The organism is Klebsiella sp. CN_Kp106 (assembly GCF_040064575.1).
GTDB classification, from domain to species: domain Bacteria; phylum Pseudomonadota; class Gammaproteobacteria; order Enterobacterales; family Enterobacteriaceae; genus Klebsiella; species Klebsiella michiganensis.
In genome coordinates, this window is record NZ_JBEAIG010000047.1 from 69030 (window position 1) to 91092 (window position 22063).

At 53.8% G+C, this 22063-nt stretch carries 20 protein-coding genes; 19 read left to right on the forward strand and 1 reads right to left on the reverse strand.

Features of this window, described 5'->3' with window-relative positions; genetic code table 11:
- Window positions 1-59 precede the first annotated feature (59 nt).
- The 10 genes from ABLU96_RS13885 to ABLU96_RS13930 all read left to right on the forward strand — a co-directional run bounded on the left by ABLU96_RS13885 (window position 60) and on the right by ABLU96_RS13930 (window position 11561).
- Window positions 60-1106, forward strand: a complete 1047-nt coding sequence (locus ABLU96_RS13885) for a PhoH family protein (protein WP_004134159.1) — start codon at window positions 60-62, stop codon at window positions 1104-1106.
- Window positions 1103-1570: an rRNA maturation RNase YbeY gene (gene ybeY, locus ABLU96_RS13890; RefSeq protein WP_004130446.1), complete on the forward strand. Its 468-nt coding sequence runs from the start codon at window positions 1103-1105 to the stop codon at window positions 1568-1570. Before ABLU96_RS13885 ends, ybeY begins: the two co-directional genes overlap by 4 nt.
- 98 nt (window positions 1571-1668) lie before the next feature.
- A complete protein-coding gene (gene corC / locus ABLU96_RS13895; RefSeq protein WP_004130445.1) occupies window positions 1669-2547 on the forward strand; it encodes a CNNM family magnesium/cobalt transport protein CorC in 879 nt (292 codons plus the stop codon).
- Window positions 2548-2569: 22 nt separating this feature from the next.
- Window positions 2570-4108, forward strand: coding sequence for an apolipoprotein N-acyltransferase (gene lnt / locus ABLU96_RS13900; RefSeq protein WP_025106393.1), 1539 nt, complete (start codon window positions 2570-2572; stop codon window positions 4106-4108).
- A 356-nt stretch (window positions 4109-4464) separates the two neighbouring features.
- Window positions 4465-5376, forward strand: coding sequence for an amino acid ABC transporter substrate-binding protein (locus tag ABLU96_RS13905; protein WP_004848819.1), 912 nt, complete (start codon window positions 4465-4467; stop codon window positions 5374-5376).
- Between the two features lie 163 nt (window positions 5377-5539).
- The gene (locus ABLU96_RS13910) at window positions 5540-6280 is read left to right on the forward strand and encodes an amino acid ABC transporter permease (RefSeq protein ID WP_014837812.1); all 741 of its coding nucleotides are present in this window, start codon (window positions 5540-5542) and stop codon (window positions 6278-6280) included.
- The gene (gene gltK / locus ABLU96_RS13915) at window positions 6280-6954 is read left to right on the forward strand and encodes a glutamate/aspartate ABC transporter permease GltK (RefSeq protein ID WP_004848815.1); all 675 of its coding nucleotides are present in this window, start codon (window positions 6280-6282) and stop codon (window positions 6952-6954) included. Before ABLU96_RS13910 ends, gltK begins: the two co-directional genes overlap by 1 nt.
- Window positions 6954-7679 carry an amino acid ABC transporter ATP-binding protein gene (locus ABLU96_RS13920; protein ID WP_004848813.1) on the forward strand — a complete coding sequence of 242 codons (726 nt, stop codon included), beginning with the start codon at window positions 6954-6956 and terminating at the stop codon, window positions 7677-7679. Before gltK ends, ABLU96_RS13920 begins: the two co-directional genes overlap by 1 nt.
- Window positions 7680-8089: 410 nt before the next feature.
- Entirely contained in the window at window positions 8090-9718 is a 1629-nt protein-coding gene (locus ABLU96_RS13925) for a ShlB/FhaC/HecB family hemolysin secretion/activation protein (RefSeq protein WP_224226544.1), read from the forward strand.
- A 55-nt stretch (window positions 9719-9773) separates the two neighbouring features.
- Entirely contained in the window at window positions 9774-11561 is a 1788-nt protein-coding gene (locus ABLU96_RS13930) for a filamentous hemagglutinin N-terminal domain-containing protein (RefSeq protein ID WP_064404760.1), read from the forward strand.
- A gap of 198 nt (window positions 11562-11759) precedes the next feature.
- Here the strand turns inward: ABLU96_RS13930 and ABLU96_RS13935 are convergent, their stop codons facing one another.
- Entirely contained in the window at window positions 11760-12242 is a 483-nt protein-coding gene (locus ABLU96_RS13935) for a zinc ribbon-containing protein (RefSeq protein WP_014228404.1), read from the reverse strand.
- A gap of 226 nt (window positions 12243-12468) precedes the next feature.
- Between ABLU96_RS13935 and leuS the strand changes: the two genes are divergently transcribed.
- The 9 genes from leuS (at window position 12469) to mrdB (ending at window position 22057) form a co-directional block, all read left to right on the forward strand.
- The gene (gene leuS, locus ABLU96_RS13940) at window positions 12469-15051 is read left to right on the forward strand and encodes a leucine--tRNA ligase (protein ID WP_025106396.1); all 2583 of its coding nucleotides are present in this window, start codon (window positions 12469-12471) and stop codon (window positions 15049-15051) included.
- A 14-nt stretch (window positions 15052-15065) separates the two neighbouring features.
- Entirely contained in the window at window positions 15066-15656 is a 591-nt protein-coding gene (lptE, locus tag ABLU96_RS13945; RefSeq protein WP_004130425.1) for an LPS assembly lipoprotein LptE, read from the forward strand.
- Window positions 15656-16687: a DNA polymerase III subunit delta gene (gene holA, locus ABLU96_RS13950; protein ID WP_049084012.1), complete on the forward strand. Its 1032-nt coding sequence runs from the start codon at window positions 15656-15658 to the stop codon at window positions 16685-16687. The genes lptE and holA overlap by 1 nt, the downstream gene beginning before the upstream one ends.
- The gene (gene nadD, locus ABLU96_RS13955) at window positions 16680-17330 is read left to right on the forward strand and encodes a nicotinate-nucleotide adenylyltransferase (RefSeq protein WP_004848799.1); all 651 of its coding nucleotides are present in this window, start codon (window positions 16680-16682) and stop codon (window positions 17328-17330) included. Before holA ends, nadD begins: the two co-directional genes overlap by 8 nt.
- Before the next feature lie 46 nt (window positions 17331-17376).
- A complete protein-coding gene (locus ABLU96_RS13960) occupies window positions 17377-18006 on the forward strand; it encodes an adenosylcobalamin/alpha-ribazole phosphatase (protein ID WP_025106398.1) in 630 nt (209 codons plus the stop codon).
- A gap of 221 nt (window positions 18007-18227) precedes the next feature.
- The gene (gene rsfS / locus ABLU96_RS13965) at window positions 18228-18545 is read left to right on the forward strand and encodes a ribosome silencing factor (RefSeq protein ID WP_004100162.1); all 318 of its coding nucleotides are present in this window, start codon (window positions 18228-18230) and stop codon (window positions 18543-18545) included.
- A gap of 3 nt (window positions 18546-18548) precedes the next feature.
- Complete coding sequence (rlmH, locus tag ABLU96_RS13970; RefSeq protein ID WP_004100160.1) at window positions 18549-19016, forward strand: 23S rRNA (pseudouridine(1915)-N(3))-methyltransferase RlmH; 468 nt, start codon at window positions 18549-18551, stop codon at window positions 19014-19016.
- A 27-nt stretch (window positions 19017-19043) separates the two neighbouring features.
- Entirely contained in the window at window positions 19044-20945 is a 1902-nt protein-coding gene (gene mrdA, locus ABLU96_RS13975) for a peptidoglycan DD-transpeptidase MrdA (RefSeq protein ID WP_004130417.1), read from the forward strand.
- On the forward strand, window positions 20945-22057 hold the full coding sequence (mrdB, locus tag ABLU96_RS13980; protein ID WP_004100156.1) for a peptidoglycan glycosyltransferase MrdB: 1113 nt from the start codon (window positions 20945-20947) through the stop codon (window positions 22055-22057). Before mrdA ends, mrdB begins: the two co-directional genes overlap by 1 nt.
- The last annotated feature ends 6 nt before the right edge of the window (window positions 22058-22063 follow it).

Sequence of the window (22063 nt, forward strand, 5' to 3'; positions counted from 1 at the left end):
TGACGTGAATAATTTCCTGACCGGCTACCTTCCGGCTATCTATGTATAAGAGGAACAGCTTGAATACAGACACTCGCGAAATCACCCTTGAGCCCGCGGACAACGCCCGTCTGCTGAGCCTGTGCGGCCCGTTTGATGACAACATTAAACAGCTGGAACGCCGCCTCGGCATCGAGATTAACCGTCGAGACAACCACTTTAAACTGACCGGTCGGCCGATTTGCGTCACCGCTGCGGCGGATATCCTGCGCAGTCTGTACGTCGATACCGCGCCGATGCGCGGCGAAATTCAGGATATTGAACCGGAACAAATTCATTTGGCGATCAAAGAAGCCCGCGTGCTGGAGCAGAGCGCCGAAAGCGTGCCGGACTACGGTAAGGCCATCAATATCAAAACCAAGCGTGGCGTGATTAAGCCGCGTACGCCGAATCAGGCGCAGTACATCGCCAATATTCTCGACCACGACATTACCTTCGGCGTCGGCCCTGCCGGGACCGGGAAAACCTACCTGGCGGTCGCCGCCGCGGTAGACGCGCTGGAGCGCCAGGAGATCCGCCGTATTCTTCTGACCCGTCCGGCGGTTGAGGCCGGCGAAAAACTGGGCTTCCTGCCCGGCGATTTGAGCCAGAAAGTTGACCCGTACCTGCGGCCCCTTTACGACGCGCTGTTCGAGATGCTCGGCTTCGAGAAAGTCGAAAAGTTGATTGAGCGCAACGTGATTGAAGTCGCGCCGCTGGCCTATATGCGCGGCCGTACGCTGAACGATGCGTTTATCATTCTCGACGAAAGCCAGAACACGACCATTGAACAGATGAAAATGTTCCTGACCCGTATCGGCTTTAACTCTAAGGCGGTCATTACCGGCGACGTCACGCAGATTGACCTGCCGCGCAGCACCAAATCGGGCCTGCGCCACGCGATTGAAGTGCTGGCAGAAGTCGATGAGATCAGCTTCAACTTCTTCCATAGCGAAGACGTCGTGCGCCACCCGGTGGTCGCCCGCATCGTTAACGCCTATGAAGCCTGGGAAGAAGCAGACCAGAAACGTAAAGCAGAACTGGCCGCCGAGCGCAAACGCGAAGCCCAGGAACAGGAGCATAAATGAGTCAGGTCATTCTCGATTTACAGCTGGCTTGCGAAGATAACAGCGGAATGCCGGATGAAGCCCTGTTTCAGCGCTGGGTCGATAGCGTTATCCCGCAGTTTCAGGAAGAGTCGGAGCTGACGATTCGCCTGGTTGATGAAGCGGAAAGCCACGAGCTGAACCTGACCTATCGCGGGAAGGACAAACCGACTAACGTGCTCTCTTTCCCGTTCGAAGCCCCGCCGGGTATCGAAATGCCGCTGCTTGGCGACCTGGTCATCTGCCGTCAGGTGGTTGAACAGGAAGCGAAAGAGCAAGGTAAACCGCTGGAAGCGCACTGGGCGCATATGGTGGTCCACGGTAGCCTGCATCTTTTGGGCTATGACCACATCATTGATGAAGAAGCGGAAGAGATGGAATCCCTCGAAACAGAGATAATGCTTGCTCTGGGCTATGAGGATCCGTACATTGCCGAGAAGGAATAACCCGTTGCCGGCTTTGCCGGCGACTGGCCGCTATGCCGGGCGCTGAGTATACGCGTGACGAGCGACTATTTAACTAACATGAGAACCCATACGACGCCATGAGCGACGACAATTCACACAGTAGCGACACAGTAAACAGCAAAAAGGGATTCTTCTCCCTGTTACTCAGCCAGCTCTTTCACGGTGAACCCAAGAATCGTGACGAACTGCTGGCGCTGATCCGTGATTCCGGGCAAAACGACCTTATCGACGAAGATACGCGCGATATGCTCGAAGGGGTAATGGATATCGCCGACCAGCGCGTCCGCGACATCATGATCCCCCGCTCGCAGATGATTACCCTGAAACGCAACCAGACGCTGGACGAGTGCCTCGATGTGATCATCGAATCGGCCCACTCGCGTTTCCCGGTGATCAGCGAAGATAAAGATCACATCGAAGGGATTCTGATGGCCAAAGATCTGCTGCCGTTTATGCGCAGCGATGCCGAAGCCTTCAGCATGGAAAAAGTGTTGCGTCCGGCGGTTGTCGTGCCCGAGAGCAAGCGGGTTGACCGCATGCTGAAGGAGTTTCGCTCCCAACGTTATCATATGGCTATCGTTATCGATGAGTTTGGCGGCGTCTCAGGTCTGGTGACCATTGAAGACATCCTTGAGCTCATCGTCGGTGAAATAGAAGACGAATACGACGAAGAAGAAGATATCGATTTCCGTCAGCTGAGCCGCCACACGTGGACGGTGCGCGCGCTGGCCTCAATCGAAGATTTCAACGAAGCGTATGGCACCCACTTCAGCGATGAAGAGGTCGACACCATCGGCGGTCTGGTCATGCAGGCGTTTGGTCATCTGCCTGCCCGCGGCGAGTCTATCGACATTGATGGTTACCAATTCAAGGTCGCAATGGCTGACAGTCGACGTATTATTCAGGTACATGTAAAGCTTCCTGATGATGCCCCGCAGCCGAAGCTGGAAGACTAATCCAACGGGACGATTAACCTAAATGGTATTTGCCTCTCTTATTGAACGCCAGCGCGTACGTTTGCTGCTGGCGCTGTTATTCGGAGCCAGCGGAACGCTGGCTTTTTCACCTTATGACTTCTGGCCCGCAGCCCTTATTTCGTTAATTGGCCTGCAGGGTTTAACCCTCAACCGACGTCCCCTGCAAAGCGCCGCGATTGGCTATTTCTGGGGATTAGGGCTGTTCGGCTCCGGTATTAACTGGGTCTACGTGAGCATCGCGCAGTTCGGCGGTATGCCCGGTCCGGTCAACGTTTTCCTGGTGGTTCTGCTGGCGGCCTATCTGTCGCTCTATACCGGATTATTTGCCGGCATTCTTTCGCGCCTGTGGCCGAAAACCAGCTGGATACGCGTTGCCATCGCCGCCCCGGTGATATGGCAGGTTACCGAGTTTCTGCGCGGCTGGGTGCTAACCGGCTTCCCGTGGCTACAGTTCGGCTACAGTCAGATTGACGGCCCGCTCAAAGGCCTGGCGCCCGTGATGGGCGTTGAGGCGATTAACTTCCTGCTGATGCTCGTCAGCGGCCTGCTGGTATTGGCTATCGCGCAGCGTAACTGGAAGCCGCTGATTGCCGCCGTCGTGCTGTTCGCCCTGCCCTTCCCGCTTCGCTACATTCAGTGGTATCAACCGCTGCCGGCGCGCGCGACCACGGTTTCGCTGGTACAGGGCGATATCCCCCAGGCGATGAAATGGGACCAGAATCAGCTACTCAACACCCTGAAAACCTATCTGGATCTCACCCAGCCGCATATGGGTAAATCGCAGCTGATCGTCTGGCCGGAGTCCGCGATTCCGGATCTGGAAATTAACCAGCAGCGCTTCCTCAGCATGATGGACGACCTGATGCGGTCGAAAAATAGCTCGCTGATCACCGGCATCGTCGATGCGCGTCTGAACGCGCGGAATCGCTACGATACGTACAACACCATTATTACGCTGGGCAAAGATAACCCATACAGCTACGACTCAAAGAATCGCTACAACAAGAATCATCTGGTGCCGTTTGGTGAGTTTGTGCCGCTGGAATCGATTCTGCGTCCGCTGGCGCCGTTCTTCGACCTGCCAATGTCCTCTTTCAGCCGCGGGCCGTACGTGCAGCCGCAGCTGGTGGCGCATAATATGCGTCTGACGGCGGCTATCTGCTACGAGATCATTCTTGGCGAGCAGGTGCGGGATAACTTCCGCCCGGATACGGATTTTCTGTTAACCATTTCGAATGACGCATGGTTCGGCAAATCTATCGGCCCGTGGCAGCACTTCCAGATGGCGCGAATGCGCGCGCTGGAGCTGGCCCGTCCGCTGCTGCGCAGCACCAATAACGGCATTACCGCGGTCATCGGCCCACGCGGTGAAATACAGGAGATGATCCCGCAGTTCACCCGCGCCGTATTAACCACCAAAGTGACCCCAACGGCAGGACTGACGCCGTACGCGCGTACGGGGAACTGGCCGCTGTGGGCGTTAACCGCCTTGTTTGGCTTTGCTGCGCTGCTGATGAGCCTGCGCCAGCGCCGTCAATAATTGCTTCTCCCGCGGCGGCACTCGTCGCCGCGGTCATCTCCCTTCTTATCCATTCTGGCACGACCATTGCTTAATAAATACATGTCGCAACGCGATCCTCGGGGGTACAACCCGGTTGCACCACCATCGATCGTCAGGCGGCGCTATTTTGGTGCAATGGGGGATTTTTGCCTTTAAATGGTGCGGTGCGCTTCGCAAAAATCAACAATATAAGAGCAAAATCTTTACATTAAGCCAAACTAAATGCTAACAAACACATACAAATGCTGCACGCAAAGACGGCAGCGATAAAAAAGCACACACATTCACAATGGGTATCAATAGCGTCTGACGGCGCTGAGGATAAGGAGTCGGATATGCAATTACGTAAACTGGCCGCAGCAATGCTGGTCATGGGCCTCACCGCTGGGGTGGCGCATGCAGAAGATGCGGCATCCACCGCTGGCCAGAGCACTCTGGATAAAATTGCCAAAAACGGCGTTATCGTCGTTGGTCACCGTGAATCATCCGTTCCGTTCTCTTACTATGACAACAAGCAGCAGGTCGTTGGCTACTCTCAGGACTACTCGAATGCGATCGTTGATGCCATCAAGAAGAAGCTGAACAAACCGGATCTGCAGGTCAAACTGATCCCTGTCACCTCACAAAACCGTATTCCGCTGCTGCAAAACGGCACGTATGATTTCGAATGCGGCTCCACCACCAACAACCTTGAACGCCAGAAACAGGCGGCCTTCTCCGATACGATTTTCGTCGTCGGTACCCGTCTGCTGGTGAAAAAAGGCGGCGCGATTAAAGATTTCCCGGACCTGAAGGATAAAGCCGTCGTCGTCACCTCCGGCACCACCTCCGAAATTCTGCTGCACAAGCTGAACGACGAGAAAAAAATGAATATGCGTATTATCAGCGCAAAAGATCACGGTGACTCTTTCCGTACTCTGGAAAGCGGTCGCGCGGTGGCCTTTATGATGGATGACGCGCTGCTGGCGGGCGAACGTGCGAAAGCGAAAAAACCGGATAACTGGGAGATTGTCGGTACCGCTCAGTCTCAGGAAGCCTACGGCTGCATGCTGCGCAAAGATGACCCGCAGTTCAAAACGCTGGTCGATGAGACGGTCGCCCAGGTTCAGACCTCCGGTGAAGCCGAAAAATGGTTCGATAAGTGGTTTAAAAATCCTATTCCGCCAAAGAACCTGAATATGAACTTTGAACTCTCTGACGAGATGAAAGCGCTGTTCAAATCACCTAACGATAAAGCTCTTAACTAATTAAAAAAACAAAGGGCGGGGAATCCTGCCCTCCCGATTGTTGCTACGGCGCGGACAGACTATACGGCGGCTGGTCGTTCCCCAGCGGCCGCGAATACCGAAACAGGCTGAGCAACAATCTTCGAGGGTAGCGCTGCTACCCTTTTTTTTCCAGGAGTCATTTATGTCAATAGACTGGAACTGGGGAATATTCCTGCAACAGGCCCCGTTCGGCAACACCACCTATTTAGGCTGGCTGTGGAGTGGTTTTCAGATCACCGTCACCCTGTCGGTAACGGCCTGGATTATCGCATTCTTTGTAGGTTCGCTCTTCGGTATTCTCCGTACGGTCCCGAACCGTCTGCTGTCGACTATCGGCACCTGCTACGTTGAACTTTTTCGTAACGTTCCGCTTATCGTTCAATTTTTCACCTGGTATCTGGTGGTGCCTGAACTGCTGCCGGAAAACATCGGCATGTGGTTTAAGTCCGAGCTGGATCCGAATATTCAGTTTTTCGTTTCTTCGATGCTGTGTCTGGGATTGTTTACCGCCGCGCGCGTCTGCGAGCAGGTTCGTTCCGGTATTCAATCCCTGCCGCGCGGCCAGAAAAACGCCGGGCTGGCGATGGGGCTAACGCTCCCGCAAACTTACCGTTACGTTCTGCTGCCCAACGCCTATCGCGTTATCGTGCCGCCAATGACCTCTGAAATGATGAACCTGGTGAAAAACTCGGCCATCGCTTCCACCATTGGTCTTGCCGATATGGCCGCGCAGGCGGGCAAGCTGCTGGACTACTCGGCCCATGCCTGGGAATCGTTTACCGCTATCACCCTCGCCTACGTGTTTATCAACGCCGTTATTATGCTGATCATGTACGTGGTCGAACGTAAAGTCCGCCTGCCGGGCAATATGGGGGGTAAATAATGTACGATTTTGACTGGAGCTCCATTATTCCTTCCATGCCATACCTGCTGGCAGGGCTGGTGATTACCTTAAAAATTACCGTGACCGCGATTGTTGTCGGAATTGTGTGGGGGACGATCCTGGCCGTGATGCGCCTGTCGAGCTTCCTGCCGCTGGCGTGGTTCGCCAAAACCTACGTTAACGTTTTCCGCTCCATTCCGCTGGTGATGGTACTGCTGTGGTTTTATCTGATTGTTCCCGGGTTCCTGCAGAACGTGCTTGGCCTGTCGCCGAAAACCGATATCCGCCTGATTTCGGCGATGATCGCCTTCTCCATGTTTGAAGCGGCCTATTACTCGGAAATTATCCGTGCCGGCATTCAGAGTATCTCGCGCGGCCAGTCCAGCGCCGCGCTGGCGCTGGGTATGACCCACTGGCAATCCATGAAGCTGGTGATTCTGCCGCAGGCCTTCCGCGCCATGGTACCGCTGCTGCTGACGCAGGGCATCGTCCTGTTCCAGGATACCTCGCTGGTTTATGTTCTGAGCCTGGCCGACTTTTTCCGCACCGCCTCAACTATCGGCGAGCGTGATGGAACCCAGGTAGAGATGATCCTGTTCGCAGGCGCCGTATATTTTGTGTTTAGTCTCAGCGCATCGCTGTTGGTCAGCTGGTTGAAGAAAAGGACTGTGTAATGATTACCCTGAAAAATGTTTCAAAATGGTATGGTCACTTTCAGGTGCTGACCGATTGCTCCACGGAAGTGAAAAAAGGCGAAGTGGTGGTGGTCTGCGGGCCTTCGGGTTCGGGTAAATCAACGCTGATTAAAACCGTAAACGGCCTGGAGCCCATTCAGCAAGGTCAAATCATCGTCGACGGCACCACCGTCAACGATAAAAAGACCAACCTGGCCAAACTGCGCTCGCGCGTCGGGATGGTATTCCAGCACTTTGAGCTGTTCCCGCATTTATCGATTATCGAGAACCTCACCCTGGCGCAGGTCAAGGTGCTCAATCGCGACAAAGCCGCCTCCCGGGCGAAAGGGCTTAAGCTGCTGGAACGCGTGGGGCTTTCCGCTCATGCCGAAAAATTCCCCGCCCAGCTCTCGGGCGGCCAACAGCAGCGCGTGGCCATCGCCCGCGCGCTGTGTATGGATCCTATCGCCATGCTGTTTGATGAACCCACCTCCGCGCTGGATCCGGAGATGATTAACGAAGTGCTGGACGTTATGGTTGAACTGGCAAATGAAGGGATGACCATGATGGTGGTCACCCATGAAATGGGCTTTGCGCGTAAGGTAGCCAACCGGGTTATCTTTATGGATGAAGGAAAAATTGTCGAAGACGCCGATAAAGAAGCGTTTTTTGCTAACCCGCAATCTGAACGCGCCAAAGACTTCCTCGCCAAAATTCTGCACTAATCTTCCGGCGTGTACGGTACCGTACACGCCTTTTATCTCTTCCCGCTCCTGTCTCTCTCCATAGTTATGGCAATAGCTTTGCCGCTCTCAAATACGCGTCATAAATATATCCAGCCTCACACCAAATAATTCACGACCTGAAACGCTCAATTCAACAAAAATTCACTCTTTACATCGTGGATTACATAATCTGTCATAGATAACATGGCGCGAATTTGACAACAACGCTGAGCGCCGGCAGCGGATTTTTTTGATTTTAGAAAATTAAGATTCTTAAGATTGAGAACCCGGCTTCGTTAACCCTACTCAGTTAACGCTAAACATTCTTGACAAGGCTATAACGGACGAGTGAAACAAATGGATATTGCTTCGTGAATAATAAAAGTCTCATAACCTCCCTTTCTCTTTATATTCTGTTAACCGCATCGACATTGGCGAATGTATCGATTAGCAATACCAATCAGGTGGAACAGGATAAGGCACGTCAAAGCGCATTGGCACCAGCACAGCAGGAATATTCGGCATCAGGTACAGGATCGCAAAAATATAAACTCGCCTTTCCACTTGAAGCAACCTGCCGATATATCAACCATGTTGAAATTATTTCCGCTGACCACAAGTTGACCCGCGGTCTGCTAGGTAATATCGCTCGCCAGGCAGAAAAAAAGTGCCTGGGTATTGAAGGCATACGTCTACTCACCACAACCTTGCAAAATGAACTCATTGCCCGGGGATATATCACTTCGCTTATTGATGTACCTTCACAATCCCTGAATGATGGCATTCTGAGCATCACGTTGAGCTATGGCTATATCGGCAATATTAGCTGGGCTTCCGGCAATAGCGCGACAACCAGCCTGTGGAATGCCATACCGGCTAAAACAGGGGATATTCTGAAGCTAACCGAACTGGAACAGGGGATGGCTAACCTGCAGCGTTTACCCGGCTCATCGGCGCAGATGAAAATCATGCCGGGTAAGAACCATGCGGAAAGCGATATCCAAATCTCCCGGCATCTGGCACGAAACTGGCAAGTAGGCGCATGGCTGGATGATGCAGGAAGCCGTAGCAGCGGGCGTTACCAGGCCGGTGGCGCGCTTTATCTTTATGACCTGACGACGCTAAATGACATTTTCTATTTATCCATGGGGGGCGATGTCGAGTTTAATCAACATAACGATGGCAACCAGAATAAAAGCCTCTATTATTCTATTCCCTTTGGATTTTGGTCACTCAATCTTTACGGTTCACAAAGTGAATATCGTCAGCAGTTCAATGGCAGATACTCCACCATTGAATATAAAAGCAAAAATGATTATGCCAGCGCAACCTTAACGCGTCTAATTTCGCACACTCGCCAGCAAAAAACAACCATTGATGCGCGAATAGCAAAAAGTACCTCACATTATTATTTTGGTGGCAGCGAACTGAGCGTTATGCGCAAACAGAATCCTGCCTGGGATATTACGGCACATCATCAGCGATATTTTACCCATACAATCGTAGATGCCAGCCTGGGCGTACAGCGTAGCCTTCCCTGGCTCAGTTCAATGCCAACTCCGGAGGAAAAAGCCGGTCTGTACAGTAAGCTTTCGCGCATTATTCATGCCGACCTTCAAGCCTTAATGAAGTTTGAATCAACGGGGGATAAATTCAGCTATGCTCCGCATATTAATATACAAATTAGCCCCGATATCTTATCCGCAGACAATCAATTTAATATAGGCAATCGTTGGACGGTACGAGGTTTTGACGGTGAAAGAACCCTTTCAGGAAATCAAGGCTGGTACTGGCGCAATGATTTCATCTGGGATATGCCCGCCCCGGAACGACAGCTGTACTTAGGCATAGACGTTGGACGCATTACAGGAACAGAGCAGTACGGAAATGGCAAAGTCATGTCTGGCGCCACGGTGGGAATACGCGGAAGCATAATTTCAACTCAGTATGATTTATTCATCGGAACCCCACTGATAAAGCCAAACGGTTTTCATACAGACCCTGCAAACCTGGGATTTTCATTACAATGGAGGTATTAAAATCAGTTTTTCAACGCATCAGTTAACCTCATTTATTTCTAAAGGACTCTATTAAATGTTTAAATTCAATTTAACCTATGTTGCGCTAGCAGCAGCATTGAGCTCAAGCTTTGTTTATGCCGACCCGACAACTTACACCCATTTATCAGGCGCCAAAGTCATTGATATTGAAAAACCCAATGCCGCCGGCGTCTCACATAATATGTATCGTGAGTTTAATGTTGATAGTAAGGGTGTTGTTCTGAACAATAGCCCCAGCGATCTCTCCCATGCGACGTTGGGGAATATCGCTAAAAATAACAATCTGACTAATGGTAGTGCTTCTGTTATTCTTAACGAAGTTACCTCAAACCGTGCAAGCTCACTGAATGGATTTATTGAAGTTGCGGGTCAGCGAGCTGATGTGGTTATTGCTAACCCCAATGGTATTTCCTGCTCAGGATGTAGTTTCATCAACACCAATAAGGCGATTTTAACGACAGGAAAGGTAACATTCTCTGATACTGGCGCTATCGCCAGTTATGACGTTACCGGGGGTAAACTGTCCATCGACAAGAATGGAATGGATGCCAGTAATAGCTATGCGGTTCTGCTCGCCGATGCGATAGCCATTAACGGTACGGTTAATGCTACGAACGCGATAGTGGCCGCAGGAAACTTCACCTTTGATAACGGCTCTGGCGCGATAACCTCAGCGGGCAAAGCGGCAACGGCACGGCAGTATGTTTACCCTGAATATAGTATCGACATTAGTAATCTTGGCGGCATCAAAGCCAATAGTATTACAATGGTTGGCAATAATTTAGGTTTTGGCGTTCGAAATAAAGGCGCTATTGTTGCTAACACCAGCCTCTCTTTGACCAGCTTTGGCTCACTCACCAACGAAGGCTCTATCGCCAGTAATGGTATGATGACTCAGGTACTCTCTGCAGGCAATTTTAAAAATACGGGAAATATATCCTCGAATAATATCGCCTTACTGAATAGCCTCAGTTCGATAAGCAATAGTGGAACCATTTCCAGCACAGGAAATTTATTAGTCAACGCATCCGGAAATATCGAAAACACGGGTAAATTCAAAGCGGCCTCCACATTGAGCGTAATGACTAACGGTAACCTGAAAACGACATATGGTTCCAATTTACTTTCAGATAATCAGTTGACAGTCACCGCCGCCGGTAACATTGAAAACGGAGGCTCGACCAGAGGTAAAAACACAACGGTCACCTTCGGAGGAGACACGCTTAAAGTCACTGGCAATATTTTTGGCTACGATACTCTGCTGGTTCAGGCGAAAATAAATGACCAGATAACATCCGGGGAAATTACCAATTCTGGTACCACCTCCGGCGGCAACGTGACCGTAAAAACCGATGGTACTCTGGCGTTAACCAAAGGTAGCTTTATGGAAGCGACTGATACGCTGACGACAAAAAGCTACTGGCTTAAAAATGAAGGTTATATGGGGGCCGATACGATAGCTATTGATAACTCTGTCACCCACAACTATGGGGCTATTGTTGGTCAGGATAATGTTGGCGTTAAAACCTATCATGAGCTTTATAATGAAGGCGAAATTTTAAGCTCATCAAATATGACGCTGGATACACGGAATCACGGTAATATTACTAACCGTTCTCACATAGGAGCTGGCGGCACTTTAACCATGTCAGTTAATAAAGTGGTTAACGGAGGATACCGCTGCGGTTTCCTGGGGTGGGCAACCTGTGGCAAAGGCACGATTTCCACGACTAATCTGGTTTTAAATTCCTCACATAAATACGCCAGTGAAATGGGCGGCACTCAGCAGTTTAAGAGCGCGACCATTAACACCATCAATTAACATGAAGTTATCATTGAAAATGCGCGTCTTTTTTTAAAAGAAAGTTAATGCTGGTGCTTCGGCACCAGCATTTTTACGCATACAGATGAAGGGTTAGCCTGCCCTTTAAAAGGAAGGCCAATATATTAACGCGCTTTATATTGGCCCTCGGGCTGGCTTAACGCCAGTGTAAAGGCTCCGCAAATATCTCTCCCGTATTTACGGCTCGAATGGCCGGCGCTGGAACTGATCGTGCCCGCATTTTGGACAACGCGGTAGCACATCCGGCGTATAAACCGGCAGATGGTAATGGCACTTCTCACACACCAGATTGCCGAGCCCCACGACTTCGCCGCTGTGATAGACGCCGTGGTGGCTGAGATCCTGGAACACCTCGCGCCACTCAAGCTGAGTTTTATCGGTAATATCCGCCAGCTCCTGCCACAGGCTCTCTTTGATCACCCGCATAAAGACGCTATCAGTCAGCTCATCCTGACTCTCTTCATAACTGAGCGCGAACTCTTCCAGATCGCGTCTGACAGCGCGGATAACATTCTCGATTTCGCTCTGCGTTAACTCGCCGGACTGGCTAATCTTGACCCTGGCCTGCTCCACCAGCGCATCAATATCGCGTTCTCCATTGCGTAACCGCTCGCTGAGCGTCGACACCAGCTCTCGGTAGAATTGAGCAACCTTGTTCATCTTTTCGCCTCCGGTGTGGTTAACTTCTTCTTATGATAGACGTTATCTGCGGATTGCTCTGCCAGCCAAGCCACAGAGTCGCGAAATATTCTCCACCGCTTTCATCTCTGTAAGTGTGTGAAAGGCTGTTTTGACGTTGGCGTTTGGGCTATGCTATGCCGATCTGAAATAACACATCCATTGGCTACATTTTGTAGCTGTATTGAAAACAGGACCACTGGCTGCCATGCAAGAGCAATACCGCCCGGAAGAGATAGAATCAAAAGTCCAGCAACACTGGGACGAGAAGCGTACCTTTGAAGTTACCGAAGACGAGAGCAAAGAGAAGTATTACTGCCTGTCGATGCTTCCCTATCCTTCTGGTCGACTACACATGGGCCACGTGCGCAACTATACCATCGGCGACGTGATTTCCCGTTACCAGCGTATGTTGGGCAAAAATGTTCTGCAGCCTATCGGCTGGGATGCGTTTGGTCTGCCTGCGGAAGGCGCCGCGGTGAAAAACAACACCGCTCCGGCCCCGTGGACCTACGACAATATCGCCTACATGAAAAACCAGCTGAAAAAGCTGGGCTTCGGCTATGACTGGAGCCGTGAAGTGGCAACCTGCACCCCGGAATACTACCGCTGGGAGCAGAAGTTCTTCACCGAGCTGTATAAAAAGGGGCTGGTCTATAAAAAAACCTCCGCGGTAAACTGGTGCCCGAACGATCAGACCGTTCTGGCGAATGAACAGGTTATCGACGGCTGCTGCTGGCGCTGCGACACAAAAGTTGAGCGTAAAGAGATCCCGCAGTGGTTTATCAAAATCACCGCCTACGCTGACGAGCTGCTGAACGATCTGGATAACCTGGATCACTGGCCTGATACCGTTAAAACCATGCAGCGCAACTGGATTGGCCGCTCCGAAGGCGTCGAAATCTCCTTCGACGTTAACGACTACGCCGACAAGCTGACCGTTTATACCACCCGCCCGGACACCTTTATGGGCTGTACCTACCTGGCCGTCGCTGCGGGTCACCCGCTGGCGCAGCAGGCAGCAGCCAATAACTCCGCGCTGGCGACGTTTATCGACGAATGCCGTAATACCAAAGTTGCCGAAGCCGAAATGGCAACCATGGAGAAAAAAGGCGTCGATACTGGCTACAAAGCGATTCACCCGCTGACCGGCGAAGCGATCCCGGTATGGGCGGCAAACTTTGTGCTGATGGAGTACGGCACCGGCGCGGTGATGGCCGTTCCGGGTCACGATCAGCGCGACTACGAGTTTGCCAGCAAGTACGGTCTCAACATCAAGCCGGTCATCCTGGCCGCTGATGGCTCCGAACCCGATCTCTCCGAACAGGCGCTGACCGAAAAAGGCGTGCTGTTCAACTCCGGCGAATTCGACGGTCTGGATCACGAAGCTGGCTTTAATGCCATCGCGGATAAGCTCGCGTCTCTTGGCGTCGGCGAACGTAAAGTGAACTACCGCCTGCGCGACTGGGGCGTTTCCCGTCAGCGCTACTGGGGTGCGCCGATCCCAATGGTGACCCTTGAAGACGGTACCGTGATGCCGACGCCGGAAGATCAGCTGCCGGTTATTCTGCCGGAAGACGTTGTGATGGACGGCATCACCAGCCCAATCAAAGCCGATCCTGAGTGGGCGAAAACCACCGTTAACGGCCAGCCGGCACTGCGCGAAACCGATACGTTTGACACCTTTATGGAGTCTTCCTGGTACTACGCGCGCTACACCTGCCCGCAGTATGACCAGGGTATGCTCGACCCCGAAGCGGCCAACTACTGGCTGCCGGTCGATATCTATATCGGCGGTATCGAACACGCCATTATGCACCTGCTCTATTTCCGCTTCTTCCACAAGCTGATGCGCGACGCGGGCATGGTGAACTCTGACGAACCGGCTAAACAGCTGCTTTGCCAGGGCATGGTGCTGGCAGATGCCTTCTACTATGTTGGCGAAAACGGCGAGCGTAACTGGGTCTCTCCGAAAGAGGCGACCACCGAGCGCGACGAGAAAGGACGTATCGTTAAAGCCTTCGATCCGCAGGGTCGCGAGCTGGTCTATACCGGCATGAGCAAGATGTCCAAGTCGAAAAACAACGGCATCGACCCGCAGGAGATGGTGGAACGCTACGGCGCGGACACCGTGCGCCTGTTTATGATGTTCGCTTCTCCGGCCGACATGACGCTGGAGTGGCAGGAATCCGGCGTGGAAGGTGCGAACCGCTTCCTGAAACGCGTCTGGAAACTGGTTTACGAACACACTACCCTGGGTGAAGCCCCTGCGCTGGACGTTGCCAGCCTCAGCGAAGATCAAAAAGCGCTGCGCCGCGACGTGCACAAAACCATCGCGAAAGTGACCGATGACATCGGCCGTCGTCAGACCTTCAACACCGCGATTGCGGCGATTATGGAGCTGATGAACAAGCTGGCGAAAGCGCCGCAGGAAAACGATCAGGATCGCGCGCTGATGCGTGAGGCCCTGCTGGCCGTGGTTCGCATGCTCAATCCGTTCACCCCGCACGCCAGCTTTACCCTGTGGCAGGAGCTGGGCGGCGAAGGCGATATTGACAACACGCCGTGGCCGGTCGCTGATGAAAGCGCAATGGTTGAAGACACGACTCTGGTCGTGGTCCAGGTAAATGGTAAAGTTCGTGGTAAAATTACCGTTGCGGTGGATGCAACTGAAGAGCAGGTTCGTGAGCGCGCGGGTCAGGAGCATCTGGTCGCGAAATATCTCGACGGTGTGACCGTACGTAAAGTGATCTACGTTCCGGGTAAACTGCTCAATCTGGTCGTTGGCTAAGCGCAGGAGGAAGCGTGCGATATCTGGCAACATTGTTGTTATCTTTGGCGGTGTTAATCACCGCCGGTTGCGGCTGGCACCTGCGTAGCACTACGCAGGTTCCGACCGCAATGAAAACCATGATCTTCCAGTCGGGCGATCCCAATGGACCATTAAGTCGTGCTGTCCGTAATCAGCTGCGTCTGAACGGCGTTGAACTGGTCGATAGCAGTACCCTGCGCAAGGATATTCCTTCCCTGCGTCTGGAGACATCGTCCATTCAGAAAGATACAGCATCTATTTTCCAGGACGGCCGTACTGCGGAATATCAGATGGTGATGACGGTAAATGCCAGCGTCCTGATCCCAGGCCATGATATCTATCCCATCACGACCAAAGTCTACCGCTCGTTCTTCGATAACCCGCAGGCGGCGTTAGCGAAAGATGCCGAGCAGGACATGATCGTTCAGGAAATGTACGACAAAGCCGCGGAGCAGCTGATCCGTAAGCTGCCGAGCGTACACGTTGCGGATGTCGAAGCCACCAAAGAGGATGAGAAGCCGGTCACGACGACCCCAGCCGCTTCAACCTCCGGCAATCGCGTCTCCACCACGCTGGGTAACTGATGATTCGGTTGTACCCGGAACAGCTCCGCGCGCAGCTCACTGAAGGGCTGCGCGCGGCCTATCTGCTGCTTGGCAACGATCCGCTGCTGTTGCAGGAAAGCCAGGACGCCATCCGCGAAGCCGCGGCCGCCCAAGGCTTTATCGAACATCACACCGCCACCGTTGATGCCAGTACCGACTGGCCTGCCCTGTTCTCGTTAAGCCAGGCCATGAGCCTGTTTTCCAGCCGCCAGACGCTGCTGCTCATCCTGCCCGATAATGGCCCTAATGCGGCAATTAACGAACAGCTCGCGACGCTTGTCGGCATGCTGCATGAAGATTTATTGCTCATCGTTCGCGGTAATAAGCTGACGAAAGCGCAGGAGAACGCCGCATGGATGACGGCGCTGACCAGCCGGGCGGTGCAGGTAAGCTGCCAGACGCCGGAATATGCCCAGCTGCCGCGCTGGCTCGCCGCGCGCGCAAAGCAGAATAATCTGCAGCTTGATGACGCGGCCAGTCAGCTGCTGTGCTACTGCTATGAAGGTAATCTTCTGGCGCTGGCGCAGGCTCTGGAGCGTCTGTCGCTGCTGTGGCCGGACGGTAAACTGACGCTGCCGCGGGTTGAGCAGGCGGTGAATGATGCCGCGCATTTCACCCCCTATCACTGGGTTGATGCGCTGCTGGCCGGGAAAAGTAAGCGCGTACTCCACGTTCTGCAACAGCTGCGTCTGGAAGGCAGCGAGCCCGCTATCCTGCTGCGCACCCTACAGCGCGAGCTGCTGCTGCTGGTCAACCTGAAGCGGCAGTCGGCCCATACGCCGCTGCGTTCGCTGTTTGACAAACATCGCGTGTGGCAGAACCGCCGCCAGCTGGTTAGCGATGCGCTGGCCCGCCTCAGCGCCGACCAGCTGCGCCAGGCCGTCACGTTGCTGACCCGTGCCGAACTCACCTTCAAGCAGGATTACGGGCACTCCGTATGGCCCGAGCTGGAAAGTCTCTCTTTATTGCTCTGCCATAAAGCGCTGGCAGACGTTTTTATTGATGGTTGATATGACTCAGTTACTGGCAATGTACGGCGGCACCTTCGATCCGGTGCATTATGGTCACCTTAAACCGGTGGAAATTCTGGCCAACCAGATTGGCCTTAATCAAGTCACCATCGTGCCCAACAACGTGCCGCCGCACCGCCCGCAGCCCGAAGCCACCAGCGACCAACGCAGGCATATGCTGGAGCTGGCCATCGCGGATAAGCCGCTGTTTATCCTCGACGATCGCGAACTCAAGCGCGACACGCCGTCATACTCCGCGCAAACCCTGCGCGAGTGGCGCCAGGAGCAAGGGCCAAAACGGTCGCTGGCGTTTATTATTGGCCAGGATTCGCTGCTCACCTTTACCACCTGGCACGACTATGAAAGCATTCTTGATAACGTGCATCTGATCGTTTGCCGGCGCCCGGGCTATCCGCTGACCATGGCGTGCGAGCAGGATCAGCAGTGGCTGGACAAACATCTCACTCATGACGTAGAGCGGATGCATAGCAGCCCGGCGGGCGTTATCTACCTGGCCGAAACGCCGTGGTTTGATATCTCAGCCACCCTGATTCGCCAGCGTCTTGAATCCGGCGAATCCTGCGCGGACATGCTGCCGGAAACCGTACTCGACTATATCCATGAGCAGAAGCTCTACTGCTAGCCTTGCCACAAGGATAGTCTCATAGACTCCTTTCGAGAGGGTCATCATGAAGTTATGGTTAGTTCGTCATGGCGAAACCGAGGCCAACGTCGCGGGCCTCTATAGCGGGCACGCGCCCACTGCGTTAACCGAGCGCGGAATCAAACAAGCGCAAACGCTGGGAAAGCGGCTGAGGGCCGTCCCGTTTCAGCGCGCGTTTTGCAGTGAGCTTGAGCGCACCCAGCGCACGGCCAGCCTCCTGCTGGGCGACCGTGACGTCCCCCGCCAGTCCTTCGCCGCGCTCAATGAAATGTTCTTCGGCGACTGGGAAATGCGCCACCACCGCGATTTACAGCAGGAAGATGCCGAAAACTACGCCGCATGGTGCGCCGACTGGCAGCACGCGGCGCCCACCAACGGGGAGGGCTTCCAGGCGTTTGCCGAACGCGTCCGCGGCTTTACCGTCACCCTCTCTCAGTTTCGGGAACTTGACCATCTGCTTATCGTCGGTCATCAGGGCGTGCTTAGCCTCTTAGTCGCGCAACTTCTGAACATGCCGGATTCGGCGATGTGGCACTTCCCCATCGAGCATGGCGCGTGGAGCCTTGTCGATCTCCAGCCTGATTTCACCACGCTGCGCGTACTAAATAGCCGGGCCGTTTGGCTGGCGGAAGAAGAATTGCGCGCAGACCATTGACAGTGCAAAGCAGGCTGTTATTCTCCGCAGCCAGGCTGCATCCGCCATTTGAACTTTGCAGAAATTGTTTTACAAAAATGGCGATGCAATCATCGGCGATGGATGGGATGATAGCCGCCTTCACCGCCCGTTTATCGACATTTATCCCGACTTTGCCAACAGTTCGGGTATACTGTCAGGCTGTTTATTGTTATCACTCTTCACACACCCAGGGGGAACTCTTGCAGGGTAAAGCACTCCAGGATTTTGTTATCGACAAAATTGATGACCTGAAAGGTCAGGACATCGTAGCCATTGACGTTCATGGCAAATCCAGCATTACAGATTGCATGGTTATCTGCACAGGCACTTCCACGCGCCATGTTATGTCCATTGCCGACCACGTTGTGCAGGAGTCTCGCGCCGCCGGGATGCTGCCGCTGGGCGTTGAAGGCGAAGCCGCCGCGGACTGGATCGTGGTCGATCTCGGCGACGTTATGGTTCACGTTATGCAGGAAGAGAGCCGTCGTCTGTACGAGCTGGAAAAACTCTGGAGTTAGCGCGTGAAGCTGCACCTGGTAGCCGTTGGCACCAAAATGCCGGACTGGGTTCAGACCGGCTTTAGCGAATATCTGCGCCGTTTTCCAAAGGATATGCCGTTCGAACTGGTGGAAATTCCCGCCGGTAAACGCGGCAAAAACGCCGACATCAAGCGCATTCTCGAAAAAGAAGGTGAAATGATGCTGGCGGCTGCAGGCAAAAACCGCATCGTCACCCTGGATATTCCGGGGAAACCTTGGGATACGCCGCAGCTGGCGCGCGAACTGGAACGCTGGAAACAGGATGGCCGCGACGTTAGCCTGCTTATCGGCGGCCCGGAAGGCCTTTCACCCGCCTGCAAAGCGGCGGCGGAACAAAGTTGGTCGCTCTCAACGCTCACCCTACCTCACCCGCTGGTCCGCGTACTGGTGGCCGAGAGTCTGTATCGGGCGTGGAGCATTACCACCAACCACCCTTACCACCGTGAGTAATGATGACCAGGGTAGACTAAGCAGCGAATGAAATTACAGAATTCTTTCCGCGACTATACGGCTGAATCCTCGCTGTTCGTGCGCCGGGCGCTGGTCGCTTTTTTGGGGATTTTGCTGCTTACCGGCGTACTGATCGCCAACCTTTATAACGTGCAAATTGTGCGTTACACCGACTATCAAACGCGTTCAAACGAAAACCGCATCAAGCTGGTCCCGATTCCGCCGAGCCGCGGCATTATCTACGATCGCAACGGCACGCCGCTGGCGCTCAACCGTACGATTTACCAGCTGGAGATGATGCCGGAGAAGGTCGACAACGTTCAGCAAACGCTGGATGCGCTGCGCGATGTTATCGACCTCACCGATGACGATGTGGCGAACTTTAAAAAAGAGCGCGCCCGCTCGCACCGCTTTACCTCTATTCCGGTGAAAGTTAACCTCAGCGAAGTGCAGGTCGCCCGTTTCGCAGTGAACCAGTACCGTTTTCCCGGCGTGGAAGTCAAAGGCTATAAGCGCCGCTACTATCCCTATAACTCCGCCCTGACCCACGTTATCGGCTACGTCTCTAAAATTAACGATAAAGACGTCGATCGCCTGGATAAAGAGGGGAAGCTGGCTAACTACGCCTCCACGCACGATATCGGCAAGCTGGGCATCGAGCGCTATTACGAAGATGTCCTGCACGGGCAAACCGGCTATGAAGAGGTTGAAGTGAACAACCGTGGCCGCGTGATTCGCCAGCTGAAAGAGGTCCCGCCGCAGGCCGGGCGCGATATCTATTTAACGCTCGACCTGAAGCTACAGCAGTACATTGAAACGCTGCTGGCCGGCAGCCGCGCGGCGGTCGTAGTCACCGACCCGCGCACTGGCGCAATCCTCGCGCTGGTCTCGACGCCAAGCTACGATCCCAACCTGTTCGTTGACGGTATTTCCAGCAAAGACTACTCCGGACTCCTCAACGATCCCAATACGCCGCTGGTTAACCGCGCGACTCAGGGCGTTTACCCACCGGCGTCGACGGTTAAGCCATACGTGGCCGTCTCGGCGCTCAGCGCCGGGGTTATTACCCGCAACACCAGCCTGTTTGACCCCGGCTGGTGGCAGCTTCCCGGCTCGGATAAACGCTACCGCGACTGGAAAAAGTGGGGCCACGGCCATCTGAACGTCACCAAAGCGCTGGAGGAGTCGGCCGACACCTACTTCTACCAGGTCGCCTACGACATGGGCATCGATCGCCTGTCGGAGTGGATGGGCAAATTCGGCTATGGCCACTATACCGGCGTTGACCTGGCGGAAGAGCGCTCCGGCAATATGCCGACCCGCGAATGGAAGCTCAAGCGCTTCAAGAAACCGTGGTACCAGGGCGATACTATCCCGGTCGGCATCGGACAGGGCTACTGGACAGCGACGCCTATCCAGATGAACAAGGCGCTGATGATCCTGATTAACGACGGCGTGGTTAAAGTACCGCACCTGCTGCAGAGCACGGTGGAGGACGGCAAACCGGTGCCGTGGGTTCAGCCGCATGAACCGCCGGTCGGCGATATTCACTCCGGTTTTTGGGAAATCGCCAAAGACGGGATGTTTGGCGTAGCCAACCGCGGCAACGGTACCGCGCATAAATACTTCGCCAGCGCGCCGTATAAAATTGCGGCCAAATCGGGTACCGCTCAGGTCTTCGGCCTGAAAGCCAATGAAACCTATAACGCGCACAGAATCGCTGAACGCCTGCGTGACCATAAACTGATGACGGCGTTTGCCCCTTACAACAACCCCCAGGTTGCCGTGGCGATTATTCTTGAGAACGGTGGCGCAGGTCCGGCAGTCGGTACCATTATGCGTCAGATTCTCGATCATATAATGCTGGGTGATAATAACACCAATCTGCCGAGTGAAAACCCGGCGGTAACGGCTGGGGAGGATCAATAATGACTGATAATCCGAATAAAAAATCGCTATGGGATAAAATCCACCTCGACCCCACCATGCTGCTTATCCTGCTGGCGCTGCTGACCTACAGCGCGCTGGTGATCTGGAGCGCCAGCGGTCAGGACATGGGCATGATGGAGCGCAAAATCGGCCAGATCGCCATGGGGATTGTTATCATGATCGTCATGGCGCAAATCCCGCCGCGGGTCTATGAAGGCTGGGCGCCCTATCTCTATATCTTCTGTATTATCCTGCTGGTGGCGGTTGACGCCTTCGGCGCCATCTCCAAAGGGGCGCAGCGCTGGCTGGATCTCGGCATCGTCCGTTTCCAGCCGTCGGAAATCGCCAAAATAGCCGTACCGCTGATGGTGGCGCGCTTTATCAACCGCGACGTTTGCCCGCCATCGCTGAAAAATACCGCTATCGCGCTGGTGCTGATTTTCCTGCCTACGCTGCTGGTCGCCGCGCAGCCTGACCTCGGGACCTCGATTCTGGTCGCCCTGTCCGGTCTGTTTGTCCTCTTTCTGTCTGGCCTGAGCTGGCGTCTGATTGGTATTGCCGTGGTGCTGGTCGCCGCCTTTATTCCCATCCTCTGGTTCTTCCTGATGCATGATTATCAGCGCCAGCGCGTAATGATGCTGCTCGACCCGGAAACCGATCCGCTCGGCGCGGGTTACCACATTATTCAGTCAAAAATCGCCATCGGCTCCGGCGGACTGCGCGGAAAAGGCTGGCTACACGGAACCCAGTCGCAGCTGGAGTTTCTGCCTGAGCGCCATACCGACTTTATCTTTGCCGTCCTGGCGGAAGAGCTGGGGCTGATCGGCGTGCTGATTCTGCTGGCGCTCTATATTCTGCTGATTATGCGCGGGTTGTGGATTGCCGCCCAGGCGCAAACCACCTTTGGCCGGGTGATGGCCGGTGGTTTAATGTTGATTTTATTCGTTTATGTCTTCGTAAATATTGGTATGGTAAGTGGTATTTTACCGGTGGTGGGGGTACCTTTGCCGCTGGTCAGCTACGGGGGCTCTGCCCTAATCGTATTGATGGCCGGGTTTGGTATCGTCATGTCGATCCATACTCACAGAAAAATGTTGTCGAAAAGCGTGTAAGGGGTT